Here is a 20,375-nt window from a genome sequence, read left to right on the forward strand (position 1 = left end):
GGGGAGTCGTTGAATGGTTGGCTGATGGCTGACCGACAAACAAAAAACATCCGAAGGACTGAATGCTGACCGCTGACGACTGACCACTGTAACCGGCCCAATGCGGAATTTACGTCCGAAGGGCCCATAAAAGACATTTTTTTGTAAGTTTGCACCCCAAAAACGTAAACGAATGAATATTTCTTCAAGAACGAAAGGACTTGTTATCCTATTACTTTCTTCTATCCCCTTTCTGCTCTTTGCGCAAAGCGAAGACGAAGAATGGCGCGAGCGGATGAAGTTATTGACTTATACTCCCCGTTATTTTGGGCCGAATGCTTTCCCGATTTCGGAACTGCGGAGCGGTCGTATCGGTACGCGCTGGGAGCTGGAACTGAGAGGTGAGTATCACTACTATACGGGCGATAAGACGAGCGATCTCTTCGCCCGGCTCTTTATTCCGATTGCTCATGGCAAGGCGGGAGTGGAAATAGCCGGCGTCATCACGGAAAATTACGAGACGACGGAGGCTACGAAATTCGAGCGTCGTGCCGCGGAAACGGCCCCCCCTTTCCGCTGTTATGGCGATGTGCTGATTCATACGTTCTATCAGGTGCTTCGCAGCGATCGCTGGTGTGACTTGATGGTGAGCGCCAACCTGAAAACGGCCAGCGGAAGCCGTCTGGCCGACGCCCGTTATACGGACGCGGCGTCGTACTGGTTCGATCTGACGGCGGGCCGCAACCTGCTTCAAAATGCCGACGGATCGGCCGCGTTGCGCGTGCAAGGCTTGCTCGGCTTCTATTGCTGGATGACGAACGACCTCGTGCATCGCCAGAACGACGCCTTGCTCTACGGCTTCGGGATGAGCGCGAAATTACACCACGTATCGCTCTCGGCCGATTATTCGGGATTCTACGGCTACAAAAACAACGGCGACCATCCGGTCACTTTGCGCACCAAATTCGAATACGAGTTCAAAAAGAACATCATCTCCGTACGCTTTAAGCACGGCATATACGACAATCTGTACGATAGCTATTCGTTAGCCTATATCCGGTGTTTTTAGTAACCTTGCCTATATTTTCTTTTTGTCCCACGCCGACCAGCGCAAATAGGCCGCGCTGACGATCAATAAGCCTGAAAAGTAGACGATCTCCGCGACAAAACAGATATGCACGGGCTGTCGAAGCCAAATACCCGAAACATAAATAAACAGGGTGTAGACGACCAGAACGATCATCTCAAGCCCGAACGCCGAACGCGTATTTCCCGTGCCCGACACACCGCTGAACGCGATGCTCGCCACCGAGCAGCACAACGTGGCCAGTGCGATGACATAAACCGATGGCACGGACGATGCGATCAGCGATACGTCGTTCGTATAGATCGAAAGGATCGTTTCCGGGAACAATGAGAGAATGGTCGAGAACAGGAGCATGATGCCCATCGAGATTCCGGCGATGCGGCGAATCAGCGGGAGCACCATCGGGAACTTGCCTGCTCCCATCAGGTTGCTGACCATCGTGTTAGTCGTTGTAGACAACGAATTGACCGGAATGAACATCACGATGTAGATGCTTCGGACGATGTTGGCAATGGCCAATTCACGTTGTCCGAGCCGTTCCACGACAATGAAAAACAGAAAGAAGGTGCTCATCGACACGAAGTATTGCAGCATCATAAAGACCGAGATGCTCAGTACTTGACGGAGCAGTTTCAGGTCGAACGAACGGAAACGGTTCAAGCCGTACTTCCGGCGGTCGACCGTGAAAAAGGTGTAGACGATAAAAAAGACGACGGCAAACGCTTCGGCCGCCACCGACGCGATGGCGGCTCCCTGAATACCCATCTTCGGCAGTCCGGCGTGACCGAAAATCAGCAGATAATCCAGCAAGACATTGACGACCGCCATCACCACCGCGCTAAGCGTTAAGACTTTCGTTCTCGTCACCCCGACGAACAAGGCGCGGAACATGACATTCACGAACGAAAAGAAGAATCCGAATAGTCGCCAGTCGAGATATTCCATCGTCGCGCTCCATATCTCTTCGGACGAGATCATCAGCCGCATCAGATTGCCTGCCCACATCCGCGAAGCCAGAAACAGCAGCCCCGCCAATGCCGAGAGAAACAGAATGCCCTGAATCACCACCGGTCCGATGGCCGAGAAGTTGCGTTCTCCGTTCCGACGACCGATCACGATCTGAGAACCTGTACTGAACCCGAACGCAATCGTAAAGGCGCAGATATAGTACAGGCCGCCCATGGCCGAAGCTCCTAATTCCACTTCGCCCACGCGCCCCAAAAACGCCGTATCCGTTACGTTAATCACATTTTGCGCCAGCAAACTGAGAAAGATCGGATAGCTTATGTTCCAGATATGTCTGTTCGTATACATCGATAAAAAAGGTTTGTCGTCCTGTGCCGGCAAACCTCTCCTTTTTTTTAAAGGCGGTGTGTCACAACATGGCGTTTTGACACACTCTCACTCATGTTCCTATTTCAGTTTATTCGTCGCCGTATCGGGGAAAATGACAGCCGGTTTGAAGGCTTTCGCCTCCTCGAAATCCATCGTAGCATACGAAAGAATGATCACGATATCGCCGGGTTGTACCCTCCGGGCAGCTGCTCCGTTCAGGCAAATAATTCCCGAATCGCGCTCGCCGACAATCACGTATGTTTCGAAACGCTCGCCGTTGTTGTTGTTTAATATCTGTACTTTCTCGTTCTCGATCAGATTGGCGGCCTCCATCAACGACCGGTCGATCGTGATGCTGCCGATGTAGTTCAGGTTGGCATCCGTGACCGTCACCCGATGAATTTTCGATTTTAATACCTCGATAAGCATACTTCTTTTTCTCCCTTAATATTTGATATTGTCAATCAGCCGGACTTCACCGCAGAAAACAGCCACGCATCCAACGGACCCGGCGGTTTCGTCCCATGAACGAATTGGCTGCAAACTCGTCGCATCGACGATCTCAAAATATTCGACACGCAACGGCGGATGTTCGTTTAGCGTTTTCGTTACCCACGCTTTTGTTTCCTCCACCGTTTTCGAGGCCGCAAAGATACAACTTTCTTTCAACGTGCGCGCAATTATCGGAGCAATCCGGCGCTGCTCGGGCGTCAGACGTACGTTCCGGCTGCTCAGTGCCAGTCCGTCTGCTTCGCGCACGATCGGGCAAGGCACAATCTCTACGGGCAACTTCAACAAACGGGTCATCGATCGGATCACCGCGATCTGCTGAAAGTCTTTCTCACCGAAATACGCCCGATCCGGCTCGACAATCATGAATAATTTGCTGACAATCTGGGCTACCCCGTTGAAATGTCCCGGACGGAAAGCGCCTTCCATCACCGTTGCCACCGCCCCAAGGTCGAACACACGGGTATCCGGTTCGGGATACATCTCCTCGTCCGAAGGAGCAAAGACATACCCGCATCCGGCTTTCTCGAGCAACGCACAATCTTGCTCCAACGTGCGGGGATACGTCTCCAAATCGCGTTTGTCATTGAATTGGGTGGGATTGACGAACACACTGGCCACACATACGTCATTCTCTTTCACACAACGCTCTACCAGACTCAAATGACCTGCGTGCAATGCGCCCATCGTAGGTACCAGCCCCACACGCTTCCCGGCGCTGCGTTCAGCGTCCAAAGCGGATCTTAATGCTGCAATACAATTTATTATCTTCATTTCTAAATAGCTATAATGAATTTCGAAAAGCTGAACCATACGCCCTCAAAAATCGACTGCAAAGCAACAAAATAACTTGAACATAACATGGCATCTTCGGCGACAATTACATTTATTTTAGGATTCATTCTGAAAATGAAAGCACCGTTTAACCGTTTTTTTTCTATCTTTGATGCGCATTTAAATAATCAATAACCATAAAGGAATTATATATGATTCAGTTTTTTCAATCGTCGGACAAAACCGTCTTAGCGGTAGAGACTTCCCATACCTTCTCGAAGAACGATATCGAAAAATTAATCTGGCTGTTCAGCGGCGCCACTCCGGTAGAGGCGGATGGGGTTAAGGGACGATTTGTCGGGCCGCGTCGTGAGATGATCACGCCGTGGAGCACGAATGCCGTCGAAATTACACAGAACATGGGCTTGGAAGGAATTTCGCGTATCGAAGAATATGCTCCCCTGTCGCGGGAGAAGGGGCATGACCCGATGTTGCAACATGTTTATGACAACCTTGACCAGCAACTCTTCACGATCGACCGGAAGCCCGATCCGATTGTGTATATCGACGATATTGCGGCCTACAACGAACAGGAAGGGCTTGCGTTGAGCGCCGACGAGGTGAGCTACCTCAACGAAGTAAGCCAAAAACTGAGACGTAAATTGACCGACAGCGAAGTGTTCGGATTCTCGCAGGTGAATTCGGAGCATTGCCGGCATAAAATCTTCGGTGGCACCTTCGTGATCGACGGCGAAGAAAAAGAACATTCGCTCTTCAGTCTGATCAAAAAAACATCGGCCGAGAACCCCAACAAACTGGTTTCGGCTTACAAAGACAATGTGGCCTTCAATGCCGGCCCGACGGTCGAGCAGTTTGCGCCTCTGTCGGCCGATAAGCCCGATTACTTTTCGGTCAAGAAAATCGACACCGTGTTGTCGCTCAAGGCCGAAACACATAATTTCCCGACGACCGTCGAGCCGTTTAACGGTGCCGCTACCGGCACGGGAGGCGAGATTCGCGATCGTCTGGGCGGCGGTAAGGCTTCTCTTCCCATAGCGGGAACGGCTGTGTATATGACTGCATATCCCCGCACGGAAGAGAATCGCTCGTGGGAGAAAATACTCGATCCGCGTCGATGGCTGTACCAGTCGCCCGAACAAATCCTGATCAAGGCCTCGAACGGCGCCTCCGATTTCGGTAATAAGTTCGGACAGCCGCTGATTTGCGGCTCGCTGCTCACTTTCGAGCACATCGAAAACGAGAAGAAGTATGCGTACGACAAGGTCATTATGCTGGCCGGAGGCGTGGGCTACGCCAACAAACGCGATGCCCTTAAAGGCGAACCGAAACCGAAGGAGAAAGTAGTGATCCTCGGAGGTGATAACTACCGCATCGGTATGGGCGGCGGCGCTGTCTCCTCGGTCGATACGGGACAATATACGAGCGGCATCGAGCTGAATGCCGTGCAACGTGCCAATCCGGAGATGCAGAAGCGGGCGGCCAATGTGATCCGTGCCATCGCGGAGTCCGAAAGCAATCCTATTATCTCGATTCACGATCATGGAGCGGGCGGGCACTTGAACTGTCTGTCTGAACTTGTCGAAGCCACCGGTGGACATATCGACATGTCGAAGCTCCCTGTCGGTGATCCGACGCTTTCGGCGAAGGAGATTATCGGGAACGAGAGCCAGGAACGTATGGGACTGTTGATGAAAGAAAAGGACGTCGAGCGTGTGCGGCGTATCGCTGAACGTGAACGCGCCCCGATGTACGTTGTCGGTCAAACGACGGATGACATGAAATTTGTTTTCGAGCAGCAGGACGGCGTACGTCCCATCGATATCAAGCTCGAATACATGTTCGGCAAGCCGCCGCGGACGATCATGGAAGATCAAACGGTCGACGAAGCATATTCTCCCGTGAAATATAAGGAAGCCGATTTGCATCGCTACCTCGAAAATGTGCTCCAGCTTGAGGCCGTAGCTTGCAAAGACTGGCTGACGAACAAGGTAGACCGCAGTGTGACGGGGAAGATTGCCCGCCAACAGTGTCAGGGTGAGTTGCAGCTACCGCTCAGCGACCTTGGCGCCGTGGCGCTCGACTATCGGGGTAAGGCCGGTATGGCCACCTCCATCGGCCACGCTCCGCAAGTCGCGTTGATCGACCCGGCCGCCGGGTCGGTGATGGCTATCGCCGAAGCGCTGACGAATATTGTCTTTGCCCCGCTGGCCGATCGTCTGTCCAGTGTCTCGTTAAGCGCCAACTGGATGTGGCCCTGCCGGAACAAAGGAGAGGATGCACGCTTGTATAAGGCCGTTGAGGCGGCATCGGATTTCGCCTGCGCACTCGGCATCAACATCCCGACCGGCAAGGACTCGCTTTCGATGACCCAGAAATACGGCACCGACAAAGTCTTTTCGCCCGGCACCGTGATTATTTCGGCCGCCGGTGAAGTGAGCGACATCCGTAAGATCGTTTCGCCCGTACTTGTTCGCGACAAACATACCTATATATATTATATCGACTTTTCGTTCGATGCTCTCCACCTTGGCGGTTCGGCTTTCGCACAGTCGCTCGGCAAAGTGGGCAGTGAGGTGCCGACGGTCAGAGATTACGATTACTTCCGCGACGCATTCAATGCCGTACAGGAAGCGATCGACAAGGGGCTGATCCTTGCCGGACATGATATCTCGGCAGGCGGTATGATCACTACTTTACTCGAAATGTGTTTCGCCAATGTCGAAGGCGGATTGGAGGTCGACCTGAATGCCATTGCCGAAGCAGACATCGTTAAAATCCTGTTTGCCGAAAATCCGGGTATCATCGTTCAGGTGAAAGAGAAGAATGTCTTCGAGAAACAGATGCGTGCTGCCGGTATCGGTTTCGCACGTATCGCACGCCCGACGGACGAACGGCACATCATTGTGACGAAAGACGATACGACTTATCATTTCGGCGTGGATTATATGCGCGATGTCTGGTATAAGTCGTCGTATCTGCTCGATATGCAGCAAAGTGGTCGCGAATGCGCCGGCAACCGCTACGAGAACTACAAGATGCAACCGCTCGAATACAAGTTCCACAAAGATTTTGACGGGACGCTCGCGTCTTACAAACTGACGGCCGATCGCCGCAAGCGGAGCGGTGTTCGTGCGGCTATCCTGCGTGACAAGGGTACAAACGGGGAACGCGAAATGGCGTATACGCTCTATTTGGCCGGCTTCGACGTGAAAGACGTGCATCTGACCGACCTCGCTTCAGGGCGTGAAACGCTCGAAGATGTGAACTTCATCGTGTTCTGTGGCGGGTTCTCCAACTCCGACGTGCTCGGATCGGCCAAAGGATGGGCTGCCGGTATTCTTTATAACGAGAAGGCGAAGCAGGCCATCGATCGCTTTTACGCACGCGAAGACACGATGAGCCTCGGCATCTGCAACGGCTGCCAGCTGATGGCCGAACTGGGACTGCTTTATCCCGAACACGAAAAGAAGCATAAGATGAAGCATAACCGTTCTCATAAATTCGAATCGGGATTTGTAGGGTTGGATATTCCGAAGAATCATTCCATCATGCTCGGATCGCTATCGGGTACGAAGCTCGGTGTCTGGATTGCGCACGGCGAAGGTCGGTTCGAATTTCCGTACGACGAAAAACAATATCGCATTGTGGCGAAGTACAGCTACGACGGTTATCCGGCCAATCCGAACGGTTCGCCGTGGGCCGTTGCCGGCGTTTGCTCGGCCGATGGCCGACATCTTGCCATGATGCCTCATCCCGAACGCTCCATCTTCCCGTGGCAATGCGGATATTATCCTTCCGATCGCCAGAGCGATGATGTGACGCCATGGATCGAGGCGTTTGTCAATGCCCGCCGATGGATTGAAAAGCGCTGATGCTGCGCCCCGCTATATCGGGACGTTTGGAACAGGAAAAATAGACACACTGAAATGATTGAGAGGCCGGAGAATCAAGTATTCTTTGGTCTCTGTTTTAACATTTGTATGGATGTTTTGGGTTGGGGTTTAGGTGTTGATAAAGATGGAGTAATGGTGTGTTTTAAGGGGGAGGATACGTGATTCTAATTTGTTTTGATAGTAATTATTAACGCTTATGGGTTGTATTTTTTACCTTTCTTGCGTGAATATTAAACTAAAATGCACGTTATTTGTTATCATTAAAAGAAGAGAAGCAAAAGACAATGAAGAAGTCGACGATTTGGATGCTTGCGACCGTCATGGGATTTGCATTTGCAGGCCTGCTTTATTTGCAGGTCAGCTATATCAGTATCATCATGAAGACGAGCAATGAACAGTTCGACACTACCGTACGTCGCTGTCTGGAAAAAGTGTCCGGAAGCATCGAACGGGATGAGGTCTATCGCTATCTGGAAGAGGATATTAAGTCCGGTGGGAATAGTTTCATGTATAAAAATCCTCCCAATCAGATGGAGATCAGTCAGAAGATTACCCAGAGCGAAAGCTACCAGCTGCATGTACAGAATGCCAACGGGAGCATTCAGCATATCGAACTGAATCGTTTCAGCGCAACGACTTCGACGCCGTCGAAAAATACGATTATTCGCGCATCCGAAGAACAACAGAAAAAGTTGTTAAAACGATATGAATATCAGGCGGGTGTGATTGACGATGTCTTGTACAGCATGATTTATACACCGAACCTGAAGCCTATCGATGAACGGGTCGATTTCAAGGTGTTGAACAATTACATCAAATCCGAACTGATCAGTAGCGGGCTGAACATTCCGTATATCTTTTCGGTGGTCAATAAGGATGGCGTAACCATCTATCAGAACGAAGCGTATGAGAAACCTCCGAAGGCTGCCGATGTCGTTACTCATGTGTTGTTCCCGAACGACCCGCCGTCGAAATGGAATTATCTCAAAATCTATTTCCCGACGAAGAGAGACTATATATCGAGCTCGGTGACATTTCTTGTGCCCTCCGTACTGTTTTCGTTTATTCTGATGGTCACGTTTATTACAACGATCTACATTATTTTCCGTCAGAAGAAGCTTTCGGAGATGAAGAACGATTTTGTGAATAATATGACGCACGAGCTGAAGACGCCCGTTTCCACCATCTCACTTGCCGCACAGATGTTGCGCGACACGGATATTACGAAAAGCCCGGATGTCTTCAAACATATTTCGGGAGTCATTAACGACGAAACGAAGCGCCTTGGTTTTCTGGTCGAAAAGGTACTGCAAATGTCGCTGTTCGAAAAACAGAAGGCGACGTTAAAGCTGAAAGAAATCGATGCTAACGATTTGCTCATTGGGATTGTCAGTACTTTTGCTCTGAAAGTGGAGAAGTACGGCGGGACGATCGACGTCGATTTACAAGCCGAAGATTCGTCCGTTTATATCGACGAGATGCACATCACGAACGTCTTGTTTAATCTGCTCGATAATGCGGTCAAGTACCGCCGCAAGGAAGTGCCGCTGGAACTCATGGCACGCACACGCAGCGAAAACGGCAAACTGATTATCTCGATCGAAGATAATGGCATCGGCATCAAAAAGGAGCACCTGAAAAAGATCTTTGACCGCTTCTACCGTGTGCCCACCGGAAATGTCCATGATGTGAAAGGCTTCGGACTGGGGCTGGCGTACGTGCGTAAGATGGTTGAGGATCATGGCGGAACGATCCGCGCCGAACAACAACAGGAATCTGGAACACGATTTATTATAACATTGCCACTCATTAAAAACTAAACATTAAAAATCAGAAATTATGGACGAAAAATTGAAAATCTTCTTTTGCGAAGACGATGAAAATTTAGGAATGCTGCTAAGAGAATACTTGCAGGCCAAAGGCTATATCACCGACTTGTTCTCCGACGGAGAAGCCGGTTATAAAGGCTTTACGACAGGGTCTTACGACTTGTGCGTGCTGGATGTGATGATGCCGAAGAAAGACGGTTTCACGCTGGCCCAAGAAATACGTTCCATCAATCCCGATATCCCGATTATCTTCCTGACTGCTAAAACGATGAAGGAAGATATTCTCGAAGGATTTAAGATCGGTGCGGACGATTATTTGACCAAACCGTTCAGCATGGAAGAGCTGTTGCTGCGTATCGAAGCGATTCTCCGCCGCGTGAAAGGCAAAAAGATGAAAGACGTACCTTTCTACAGACTGGGTAACTTTATGTTCGACACGCAAAAACAGACGCTGACCATCGGTGAGAAGATTACGAAACTTACGACGAAGGAATGCGAACTGTTGAGTCTGCTCTGCGCACATGCCAACGAGATTCTGGAGCGTAACTACGCCTTGAAAACCATCTGGGTTGATGATAATTATTTCAATGCCCGGAGTATGGATGTGTACATCACCAAATTGCGTAAATTGCTGAAAGATGATCCCGAAATCGAGATTATTAACATCCACGGAAAAGGATATAAGCTGATTACGCAGTCGGGCGAAGAACAGGCTCGCGAAGACGGTATCATTTAAAATGACCGGAACAGGGTCGGGGCTGTCTCATAAAATGCCTATTTTTTCGAGGCAGCCTCGTTAAGAGGAGGGTGTGTCAAAATGCAATGTTTGGGCACACCCTCTTTAGGTGTGTAAGAATGGGTAAAAAGCAACGAAGCAGTTTGCCCGTTATGACACACCGCCGCTGTTTTTTTTACCACATCGATTGCTTGCGCAACTCTCTGCGTAACGCTTGTGTTTGTCCGTCCGTGACGCGGTCCATCAACTGCCAGAATCGCTCGCCGTGATTCATCTCGATCGTATGGCACAGCTCATGCAGTAGGACGTAGTCGATCAGATGTTCCGGCAGCACCATCAGCGAAAGGGCCAGGCTGATGCGCCGATCCGAAGAGCAGCTACCCCAGCGTGTCTTCATATCGCGCACCGTCACCCCGGCGTATGAAAAACCGTGACGTGCGGCCAGCTTTGCCAATCGTTTGGGAAGCACGCGAAGCGCCTCGTGACGAAGCGCACGACGAATCATCGCGCGTAAGACTTTCTGTACCGATTCACTTCCGAAATCTGTTGCTTCCGGACAGGCCAGATGGAGTATGCCCTCTTTTAAGGTCATATAAAAATCTGTCCGCGGACAGCGGAAAATCCGTAGCCGAAAAGTCGGCGTCTGCCAGTCTGTCTGTTCGTTGAACTGTTGTGTAGTGTTGCGTGTGAGCAGCTCCTGCAACTTCGTGCGTTGCTGACCGATAAACGCCAGCATCTCACGTTCGCTGCCATGTACCGGCAACGTCCCGACCACCTGTCCGTTCTCAACCCGCAACGTATAGCGGCGGGCCCTCGGATGACGACGCAATCGTATCACACCTAACATTTCATCGAAAATTACCTTTTCACTCATGTCTGCTGTTTGATAGCGCAAAGATACCGATTCTTCGGAGTCGCCGAAATAGGTCTGCAGATATAATAAAAAGATAGCTCAAAGATCGTCTTCTTGTCCGTTCATAACGCTCCATTACTTTAAAACAGGATGAAACTTCATGCCTTGTCCGGTTGAAATCGGGTAGATGGGAAGCAGTTAGTCATTTGGAAATTGGGGAATTCAAAATTATCGTGTAGCTTTGTCCTGTGATGGAAGAGACAGGATATCGCTATTTTAAACGTGACGTCAGTTGGCTGTCGTTTAATTACCGGGTGCTACTCGAGGCTGCAGACGAAACGCTTCCGATCTATGAACGGATTCGTTTCCTGTCCATCTATGCGTCGAATTTAGAAGAATTTTACGAAATCCGGGTGGCCGAACATCGCGGTACGATTATGAAGGGGATTTTTACGGCCGAAGATGTAGGGCTGGCGGAAGAAACGCTGAGCGAGATTACGGACGAGGTCAACCGTCAACAGCAGGCCTTCTACCGGATTTTTAACGAAGGCATCCTGCCCGAGTTGCATCGGCAAAAGATCTGCCTCTATCAGGGTGAAGAGCCGGAGCCGTTTCATCGCGAGTTTGTCCGCAATTATTTTAACGAAGAAATCTTTCCGTATCTTTCTCCCGTAACGATTCATGCCGGTTTTCGCACCTTTATTCGCGACCGGCGTCTGTATCTGATTACTCGCATCATCCGGAAAGAGACGGGAGAGCCGCTTTACGTACTCATTAAAGTACCGCATTCGAAGGTGCCGCGATTTATTGCTTTGCCTCCGTATGAGGGCATGCACTATTTTATGTTTATCGATGATGTAATCCGTTATAATCTGCCCAGTATTTTTCCGGGCTATGAAGTAGACGGATGCTACAGCATCAAGATTTCGCGCGATGCCGATATTTACGTCGAAGAGGAGACGTCGCAGACGATTGTACAGGCCATCCGTCGTAAGGTAGAGAAGCGCAAGATCGGGGCTTTGAGCCGCTTTATGTACGACCGTGCCATGCCACGCGATTTTCTGGCGTATATTTGTGGAGCCTTCGATATCGCTGATGATGATCTTGTTGTCGGCGGCCGTTATATGAATCTTCAGGATATGAGCAAACTGCCGAATCCTGTCGGCAAGGTGCTCGAACAGCAGGTTCCGCCGCCCATGCGCGTGCCATATCTTGAAGAGGCGACGTCGATGTTTGGTGCCGTGAAAGCACGTGACGTGTTGCTGTACTTCCCTTATCAGTCGTTCGACTATTTGCTGCGTTTCCTGATGGAAGCGGCGTTCGATCCGGACGTGGAGGAGATCAAGATCACGCAGTACCGCGTAGCCGAAAACTCGGCGGTAATCCATTCGCTGATCAGCGCGGCCCAAAACGGAAAGAAAGTGACGGTGTTCGTTGAGCTGAAAGCACGTTTTGATGAAGAGAACAACATGAGTACGGCCGAAAAGATGAAAAAGGCCGGCATCAAAATCATTTACAGTATTCCCGGACTCAAGGTCCATGCGAAGGTCGCCGTCATTCTGCGTAAAGGAGAAGCGACGGATTTTGCCTATGTGAGTACGGGTAATTTTAACGAAAAAACGGCGAAAATCTACGCCGATATGGCTTTACTGACGTGCAACAAAGCGATTGTCAATGATATCAACCGAGTCTTTTCCGTGCTGGAAGGAACGCTTCAGGAGCCGCAATTTAGCTGTCTGCTCGTCGCCCGTTTCAATATGGTGCCGGAACTGATTCGTATGATCCGTCGCGAAACGGAACACGTGAAAGCCGGCGGGAAGGGGCGAATCATCTTAAAAATGAATGGTCTGCACGATCGGCGGATGATCGATGAGCTGTATCGTGCCAGCTCGGAAGGGGTAGAGATCGACCTGTTGGTACGTGGTATCTGCTGTCTCGTGCCCGATCAACCGTATAGTCCGAATATTCGTGTGACACGAATTGTCGACATGTTTCTCGAGCATGCGCGGATCTGGTATTTTTATAACGATGGGGCAGAGGACTTGTATCTAACTTCGTCCGACTGGATGAACCGTAACCTGAATCGTCGCATCGAGACGGCTGCCCCCGTACTGTCGCCATCCGTCAAACGTGAAATAATCGATATCTTGCATATCCAGTTGCAGGATAACGTCAAGGCTTGCCGTATCGACGGGCAGTTGAAGAATATCTTCGTCCGTAACGACTTGCCTCCCGTGCGTTCTCAGCAAGCCATTTATGACTACATCCAAGCAAAGACCGAGGGCTGTTAGCCGTTCTTTTTACGTATCCGCCACTCGTTCGGATATAGATTGTTGGCTCGTGTCCCGAGGTTTTTTACAAAGCCCAGCGGCACGTCTCGGTAGGTCACCAGCGTGAAACCCCGCGGCACATCACCGGGCAGCGTGAGCACTTCGTTTTGCAGGTAGCGGATGGCTTCCTCGCGCGATACATCCACACGAGCGAAGACGTCGCGCCGCATCGCCGTGCTGAGCGCCAATGCCGGTGACGGTAGCAGGCCTTTTCCTTTGATTTCGCCGATCGTCACACCGGCCGACAGAACATGCAATTGTTCGTCGAGAAGCTGTACCGTCTCCCGATGGACTGACGGAATGCCTCGTACCACATCCCCGATTCGTTCAAAATGACAGGCTTCTGGTTCCGTAAGCCATTCTTTCGCCTGCGCAGGGACAGGTTGTGGTAGGTGTTTCTGTCTACGCTTACGACGGGCAGCATGCTCTGCCCCGTCCGGCTTGCGCAGTACGGCCAGACAGAATCCTTCACCTTTCGTTCGGTGTGGGAAAAACCGATAGACCGGAAGTGTGCCGGACAAAGCCCCGGAGATGCCCCATTCGGAAGGCACGGCGAGGGGTACGGCTTCCGCTCCGAAGGTCTCGGCGATATATGCGATATTCTCTTCGTTTTCTTCCGTGTTGAATGTGCACGTGCTGTAAACCAGCAATCCACCGGGTTTTAATGCGTCCCATATGTCGTGGATGATTCTCCGTTGACGGGCGGCACAGTGCCGGACATTCGCGACGCTCCATTCCTCGCGACCGGCCGGGTCTTTGCGAAACATCCCTTCGCCCGAACAAGGCATATCGGCCACGATCAGGTCGAACAGTTCGCGCAGGGCGCTGAAATCTTTCGGGTCGTTATTCGTTACGACACAGTCCGGTATTCCCCATTTCGTGATGTTTTCGGCCAAGATACGGCTTCGGCTTCGGATCACTTCATTCGCCACCAGCAGGCTGTCTGCCGGTAATACGCTTAGCAGATGCGTCGATTTGCCACCGGGAGCGGCGCAGAGGTCGAGCGTGAGAGCCGAGGAGGAGAGGAGCTGTCTGACCGCCTCTCCGACAAACATCGAGGCCGCCTCCTGCACATAATACGTGCCGGCGTGAAACAACGGGTCGAACGTAAAGGATGGACGTTCGTGTAGGTAATACCCTTGTTCGCACCACGGCACCCGTTCTCCGTCGACAGCCTCAAATTTCTTTGATGGATTCAGGCGGATGCTTACGGGCGGATCCGTTTGCAGCGCCTGTTCAAGCAGATCAAATTCGTCATCGAGTAACCGGCGGGTACGTGCTGTAAATTCGGAAGGAAGTGTCATATTGCTTTAAGTGCTGAAACAAAGTTGTAAAAGTACGTATCTTTTGAGATTTAGCGCGCGAAATAGTCGTAACGGATGATGGCGTCGGAAACTTTCCATGCGTCTTTGAGACGTCGGATATCCGTTTCTGATATGTGTTCCGTTTCACCGTAAATATTTCCCTGTGCATCGATAGCTACTCGTTTGTTAGTCGTATCGATGATGCTTACCCCTAATCCCTGCCATGCGTAGTCGGTCAGTCCGAGGAGTTGCAGCAGGGTCGGATAGATATCGATCTGTCCCATCACCTGCTCGTAACGCATCCCTTTCGGAGCGTTGAGAATAATGAGCGGTACCATCGGATCTTCGGAAACAAGCCCGCGTCCTCCTTCGCTGGTACACCATTCGCTCCGCATGTCAGCGAGTCCTTCATGATCGCCGGTGATGACGATGAGCGTATGCTCGTAGACACCGGCAGCCCGTAGCTGTTCAACAAACTGTCCGAGTGCGGAGTCCGTATAATTTGCTGTCATCATATAATCGCGCATCCGGGACGGGAAGCGGTCGGAAAAAGAGACTTGTCGCAACCGTTCGGGCAGGGCGAAAGGGAAATGTCCGGAGTACGTGACACATTGCAGCAGCATCTGTCCGTTGTCGTCCCACACCTCCCTGCGACGTATCTTGTCGGCTATCTGACGCATCAGCGAGCCGTCGCCAATCTGTGGCCGGTAACGAGGACCTACCGGTTCGTCATTCATAAAGTCGGCTTTCGAGAGCAGACCGTCGTAACCGAACGCCGGTTCGATAACGCTCTGGTTCCAGACCATCGGTTTATCGCCCGTCAAGGTGTACGCCTTGGCCGAACGTCCGTATTTCTGCTTCATTGCTTTGGCCAGCGAGGGGTAGGTAGAGTGAGGATATTTCAGGCTGTAAACGCCATTGTCTATCGGTAGCAACCCTGTGTTCATCATCAGTTGGGCATCGATGGAACGGCCGCCTTTTACCTGCGAGACCACGTGAGGAGCGTAAATTGTGGTCGAATCTTTCAGCAGACGATTCAGGTAGGGGGTTAGCTCCTGTCCCTCGACGGTTTGCTCCAGCACCCAGCTTTCGAGCGATTCGGCGAGAATCACGACGCAATGTATTCGGGTTGTCGTATCGGTGGGGCTTATCGGCGGGTGTTGCTTGAGCCATTCCTCGATGTGCATGCCGACTTCAGGTGTATAAATTTCCGTGTCTCGCATATAATCGTAGCACACGGAGCCGAATACGGTGTACATCGGCGTGCCGCACGTATGCGTATAGGAACCTTGCAGTGCTTCGTAAGCCTTCTTGAAGCCGCCTTGCACCCACAGCGTACCTCCGGCAATGAGTACAAGTCCTCCCGTGAATAATGCGTAGACACGTATCTCTTTCGTACTTCGGGATGAGGTGGCAGAACCTTTCATTCTCCTACGCGCCATGGCGACTGCTGCGGTCGACAGCGGAAAAACAAGATCGGTCATTCTGAACGATCCCCATACGCTGTCTGTAAAGTCTTTCAAGTTGCCTACGAGCCAATAACTGTCTAATGGAATCGCCGTATAATACGTTCGGAAATACATCAAGTTGCAGACAAGCAGTATATCGAGCAGTAGGACGGTAATCCACGTTGTCCGCTCCATATGCCAGACAACGAAAGGAAACAGCAGGATCAGGCTGGCCAGTGTCGCATAGAGGTACGTTTCCAGCGATGAAAACGGCCGGAAGGTCGAAAGCAGACACCAGCAGAAATCGAACCACAGGAATTTGAAAAACAGCAATCCCCCCAAAAGGTAAAGCAAAGCATGCCGCCCCTTGACGGAAGGAGAAGAGGGGGGCGATAACTGACGGATTACATGATGCTCACTCATCGAGTATGCTTGATTTCAGTCTATGTTTTTAAAAATGCGCAAAAGTACAAATAATAATGAATGCCGCGACATCATCTTGCCTTTTTCGTCAAATCTTTCTACCTTTGCCCCTTCATTTTAAAAAAGAACAATATATGAAAATCTCAAGAAATAAATTCGTTGTGGTCACTTATGACCTCAACGTGGGCGAAGCGGGTGAATATGAACTGATGGAACGTGCGACGAAAGAGAACCCGTTGAAGTTCATTTTCGGAACCGAGATGATGCTGAAAGACTTTGAAGAGAATCTGAATGGTCTTGAAACAGGCGATAAATTCGATTTTACACTTACTCCCGAACAGGCATACGGCGAACGAAACGAAGATCATGTGATGGAATTGCCGAAACACATCTTCGAAGTTGACGGCAAATTCGACAGCGAGCATATCAAAGAAGGCGAAACCGTACCGATGATGAGTACGGACGGCAACCGTATGAACGGCTCTGTGCTGGAAGTGAAGGACGATATCGTCGTAATGGATTTCAATCATCCGCTGGCCGGTGAGACGCTTCATTTCAGAGGTGAGGTCATCGATGTACACGAACCGACGGATGAGGAAATTATAGAACTGAATCAGCTGATGGGCGGTGGCTGCGGCAGCGGCGGATGCTGCGGTTGTGGAGACGACGACTCTTCGTGTGGTTGTGGAGACGATTCCTGCGGTGATCATGGGCACGGGAGCGGCGACTGCTGTGGCGGGGGATGTCATTGCGGATAAAGATAAATTAAGCATTTTGAGGTGAATACTTTTGGTACGAAATATCGGCTGACCTCGTTCGGAGAATCGCACGGTGCAGCCATTGGTGGCGTTATTGACGGCTGCCCGGCAGGAGTGGTGCTCGACATGGATTTTATCCAGCGTGATGTAAGCCGTCGCCGTCCGGGACAGTCGGCGCTTACGACTCCGCGCAATGAAACCGATACGGTCGAGTTTCTTTCGGGTATGTACGAAGGTAAGACGACGGGGGCACCGCTCGGCTTTATCGTTCGAAACAAAGACCAACATCCGGCCGACTACGACGAGATGAAAAAAGCGTTTCGCCCGTCGCATGCCGATTACACGTATCAGACGAAATATGGGATTCGCGATCCGCACGGAGGCGGCCGGAGTTCTGCCCGGACAACGATCGCACAATGTGTGGCCGGGGCTGTTGCCAAGCTGATTCTGCGCCATCACGGAGTCACGATACAAGCTTATACTTCGCAGGTCGGGAACATACGTTTGGAAGAAAGTTACAAGGAGTATGACCTGAACCTGACGGAGAGCAATGCCGTGCGTTGTCCCGACACCCGGAAGGCGGCCGAGATGGAGGCGTTGATTCGCGAGGTGAAAGCCGACGGCGATACGGTGGGAGGAGTCATCACGTGCGTGGTCACGGGGGTTCCCGCGGGTCTTGGCGAGCCGGTTTTCGGAAAGCTGCACGCGGCGCTCGGCGCGGCGATGCTCAGCATCAATGCCGTCAAGGGCTTTGATTACGGCGACGGTTTCGATGGCGCCTATTATCGCGGCTCGGAGCATAACGATCTTTTCTTTAATGACAACGGAAAAGTGAGTACGCGCACGAATTATTCGGGGGGCATACAGGGAGGTATCTCCAACGGGCAAGATATCTATTTCCGTGTGGCGTTCAAGGCTGTGTCTACCGTTTTACGCCCACAGGCTACCGTCGATACGGATTATAACGAGACGATATTGGAAGCAAAAGGACGCCACGATCCGTGCGTCCTTCCGCGTGCCGTTCCCATCGTTGAAGCGATGGCGGCGATGACTATACTCGATTACTGGTTAGAAGCAAACTGCCGGTCATTCCGTCAGGGGGGAGCTTAAGAGCTCCATCCCCGAAGGCATGGTGGAAATCATTTTTTCGTTCAATGCCCGGCGGTCTTCTGTCGGCAAAATCGTATAAGGAGGAATCTGTTCCTGCGAACGCGCTTTTATCATCGGCTGGCCTGTAATCAATGAAACCGCTTTACCGAACAAATGGTCGCGCTCGTCTCCGAAGGGGTAGAGTGCATAGTAATTTTCCTCTTCTACATGCTTGGGAACAATACCGTTTATAAACTCATCGTCGTTGATGTTGGCAAATCGGTACACCATCATATATATTCCCCAGTCTTTGATATCATCGGCTTTTCCTTTGCCCCACAAATCTTCAGGATTCACCAGAATGCTGCCACAGAATTTGCCGCTTGTCGTATCGCCAATCTGTACCAAATCAAGGTAGGGATGGAGTCCCGTAATCGTCGATTCCGAGGCCGAGGCCGTGCGGCGTGTTGTCAGGACATACAGACGGTTGAGGTTCATATTGACGGATAGCGTATCGATGAAATATTCGGTAATCCGGTCTTCCATCTTTTTCTCTTTCCAGTATTTCATATACTTGTCGTTCCATACCTGCGACAGCAGCTTTGCCTTCTTCTTCACGGCCGATTGCGGGCCGAGAATACTGCAAAGAAGACGCGAGGTACGTGCCGTTCCTCCTCCGTTGTAACGAAGGTCGAGTACGACGTCGGTAACTCCCTGGGATTTGAACTTCGAGAATACTTCAAGCAGACGAGGCTCCGACTTCAAGGTGTAGTCCGCGTAGCAGAGGTAGCCGATTTTATGCGAGCCTTTTACGATGACGGAGTCTTTCAGAATCGGGTCTTCATACATCTCTAAGGCTTTCATTGAAATCGCAGCCGGCAGAGTACTTATCTTTCCGTCTACCAAGACTCCTTTTTTTACGGAAATGGAAGATGCATTGTAAAGATTCCGGTAGTTCGTTTCTGTGATGTCTCCGCCGTTTAATCCTACGAGCAGATCGCCGCGTTTAATACCGGCTTTCTCAGCCGGCGTGTTCGGATAAACGAATAACACAATAGCGAATAGAGCCTCTTTGTTCGAAAACCTTCCAAAAATCAGTTGATAACCGAATGTGGTCGAAACCCCCTGAAACGCGTTTTGGAGTTCTGATAGGCGGTCTGTCAGCATCGACCAGCGGTCGTGCTTATGACGTATTTTTTTAAAAAGCTTCTGTGAGTTTTCTTCGGTTTTGTAATCAATCGCATCCCAATTTACCGTCTTGGTCCATAAATAAGCGTCCGACATCATATCGACAATAAAATGGTTCACCCGCTGGGTCTTTGTCTCCACACCCGGTTTCGGTTCTTTAGGCTCGTCGATAATGCCTTTTCCTTTGTCCGAGCATGCGCTGACTATGCAAAGGCATCCGATGCCCCATGCTATTGCTCCATATTTCCATCCATTTTTTTTCATCATGCAATCATCGTTTAAAGTTTATACTGATATATTGTTTCTCTCGGCCGTAATCGTCTCAACGATCAGCGATAGAACGAGGCAAAGGTAAGAAAATGTATCAGAAATGCCATATCTTCTTTATCTTCAACCGACGCCTTATTTTATTTCTTCGTAATCGACGTATTCACCTTCATCCTCCGCAATGACTTTTTTTCGGACCGGCGTTCGAGAGGCCGAAGCTTGATCGGATCGACGAGAAGAGGACGCCGTATGACGTTTGGCATGCGTAGTGTTTGAAGGCCCGAAGAAAAAAGACTTCACTGTACGTATGATGGAAAATCCTGCTAACAGAAGAAGCAAGATGACGAAAAAAATGATAAAGAAAAAAATCTTGAACATAGTCCGGTCTGTATTTATATTTTACGGACACAAATCTACCGAATAATTTCGAATTATGAAAACGTAAGGAAGAATTTCATACTAAGTCTTTTCGTTTTGCGTTATTAGCTTAAAGTAAGGATGACGTCCTTAAGATGAAGGAATACTTCCTTAAGGTCAAGGAGCCTTTCCTT

General features: G+C 50.6%; 15 protein-coding genes. 7 read left to right on the forward strand and 8 right to left on the reverse strand.

The annotated features are described in order from the left end of the window. The first annotated feature begins 172 nt into the window (after positions 1 to 172). Positions 173 to 1,048, forward strand: a complete 876-nt coding sequence (locus Q4A89_RS09070; protein ID WP_303185038.1) for a hypothetical protein — start codon at positions 173 to 175, stop codon at positions 1,046 to 1,048. Between the two features lie 9 nt (positions 1,049 to 1,057). On the opposite strand, the gene Q4A89_RS09075 is transcribed toward Q4A89_RS09070, so the two are convergent. From Q4A89_RS09075 to panC, 3 genes are all read right to left on the reverse strand, one after another. After that, positions 1,058 to 2,380, reverse strand: a complete 1,323-nt coding sequence (locus Q4A89_RS09075) for an MATE family efflux transporter (RefSeq protein WP_124750350.1) — start codon at positions 2,378 to 2,380, stop codon at positions 1,058 to 1,060. Between the two features lie 99 nt (positions 2,381 to 2,479). After that, positions 2,480 to 2,830 (reverse strand): aspartate 1-decarboxylase, encoded by a 351-nt coding sequence (gene panD / locus Q4A89_RS09080; RefSeq protein WP_303185039.1) that lies wholly within the window; start codon positions 2,828 to 2,830, stop codon positions 2,480 to 2,482. Positions 2,831 to 2,845: 15 nt separating this feature from the next. Further along, positions 2,846 to 3,685, reverse strand: a complete 840-nt coding sequence (panC, locus tag Q4A89_RS09085; RefSeq protein ID WP_303185041.1) for a pantoate--beta-alanine ligase — start codon at positions 3,683 to 3,685, stop codon at positions 2,846 to 2,848. A gap of 212 nt (positions 3,686 to 3,897) precedes the next feature. Between panC and purL the strand changes: the two genes are divergently transcribed. The 3 genes from purL to Q4A89_RS09100 all read left to right on the forward strand — a co-directional run bounded on the left by purL (position 3,898) and on the right by Q4A89_RS09100 (position 10,164). After that, complete coding sequence (gene purL / locus Q4A89_RS09090) at positions 3,898 to 7,578, forward strand: phosphoribosylformylglycinamidine synthase (protein WP_303185042.1); 3,681 nt, start codon at positions 3,898 to 3,900, stop codon at positions 7,576 to 7,578. Between the two features lie 305 nt (positions 7,579 to 7,883). Then, complete coding sequence (locus Q4A89_RS09095) at positions 7,884 to 9,419, forward strand: sensor histidine kinase KdpD (protein WP_303185043.1); 1,536 nt, start codon at positions 7,884 to 7,886, stop codon at positions 9,417 to 9,419. 19 nt (positions 9,420 to 9,438) lie between these two features. Next, entirely contained in the window at positions 9,439 to 10,164 is a 726-nt protein-coding gene (locus Q4A89_RS09100; protein ID WP_124752325.1) for a response regulator transcription factor, read from the forward strand. 175 nt (positions 10,165 to 10,339) lie between these two features. On the opposite strand, the gene Q4A89_RS09105 is transcribed toward Q4A89_RS09100, so the two are convergent. Further along, positions 10,340 to 11,038, reverse strand: a complete 699-nt coding sequence (locus tag Q4A89_RS09105) for a M48 family metallopeptidase (protein ID WP_303185045.1) — start codon at positions 11,036 to 11,038, stop codon at positions 10,340 to 10,342. A gap of 230 nt (positions 11,039 to 11,268) precedes the next feature. On the opposite strand from Q4A89_RS09105, the gene ppk1 reads away from it, so the two are divergent. After that, positions 11,269 to 13,308: a polyphosphate kinase 1 gene (gene ppk1, locus Q4A89_RS09110; RefSeq protein WP_303185046.1), complete on the forward strand. Its 2,040-nt coding sequence runs from the start codon at positions 11,269 to 11,271 to the stop codon at positions 13,306 to 13,308. Here ppk1 and Q4A89_RS09115 read toward each other — a convergent pair. Further along, positions 13,305 to 14,651, reverse strand: a complete 1,347-nt coding sequence (locus tag Q4A89_RS09115; protein WP_303185047.1) for an rRNA cytosine-C5-methyltransferase — start codon at positions 14,649 to 14,651, stop codon at positions 13,305 to 13,307. The two genes, ppk1 and Q4A89_RS09115, sit on opposite strands and share 4 nt — an antisense overlap. Before the next feature lie 50 nt (positions 14,652 to 14,701). Next, on the reverse strand, positions 14,702 to 16,522 hold the full coding sequence (locus tag Q4A89_RS09120) for an LTA synthase family protein (protein WP_303185049.1): 1,821 nt from the start codon (positions 16,520 to 16,522) through the stop codon (positions 14,702 to 14,704). 134 nt (positions 16,523 to 16,656) lie between these two features. Between Q4A89_RS09120 and Q4A89_RS09125 the strand changes: the two genes are divergently transcribed. Together Q4A89_RS09125 and aroC are read left to right on the forward strand one after the other, a co-directional pair. Then, positions 16,657 to 17,280, forward strand: coding sequence for a peptidylprolyl isomerase (locus tag Q4A89_RS09125; protein ID WP_303185051.1), 624 nt, complete (start codon positions 16,657 to 16,659; stop codon positions 17,278 to 17,280). Between the two features lie 21 nt (positions 17,281 to 17,301). After that, a complete protein-coding gene (gene aroC / locus Q4A89_RS09130) occupies positions 17,302 to 18,390 on the forward strand; it encodes a chorismate synthase (protein ID WP_303185052.1) in 1,089 nt (362 codons plus the stop codon). Here the strand turns inward: aroC and Q4A89_RS09135 are convergent. Both Q4A89_RS09135 and Q4A89_RS09140 read right to left on the reverse strand, forming a co-directional pair. Continuing rightward, positions 18,367 to 19,824, reverse strand: coding sequence for a S41 family peptidase (locus Q4A89_RS09135; RefSeq protein ID WP_303185054.1), 1,458 nt, complete (start codon positions 19,822 to 19,824; stop codon positions 18,367 to 18,369). The genes aroC and Q4A89_RS09135 overlap by 24 nt on opposite strands. A gap of 135 nt (positions 19,825 to 19,959) precedes the next feature. After that, positions 19,960 to 20,202 carry a DUF4834 family protein gene (locus Q4A89_RS09140; RefSeq protein ID WP_303185055.1) on the reverse strand — a complete coding sequence of 81 codons (243 nt, stop codon included), beginning with the start codon at positions 20,200 to 20,202 and terminating at the stop codon, positions 19,960 to 19,962. Positions 20,203 to 20,375 lie beyond the last annotated feature (173 nt).

It is taken from the genome of Tannerella sp. (assembly GCF_030528505.1).
In the GTDB taxonomy this organism is placed as follows: Bacteria; Bacteroidota; Bacteroidia; order Bacteroidales; family Tannerellaceae; genus Tannerella.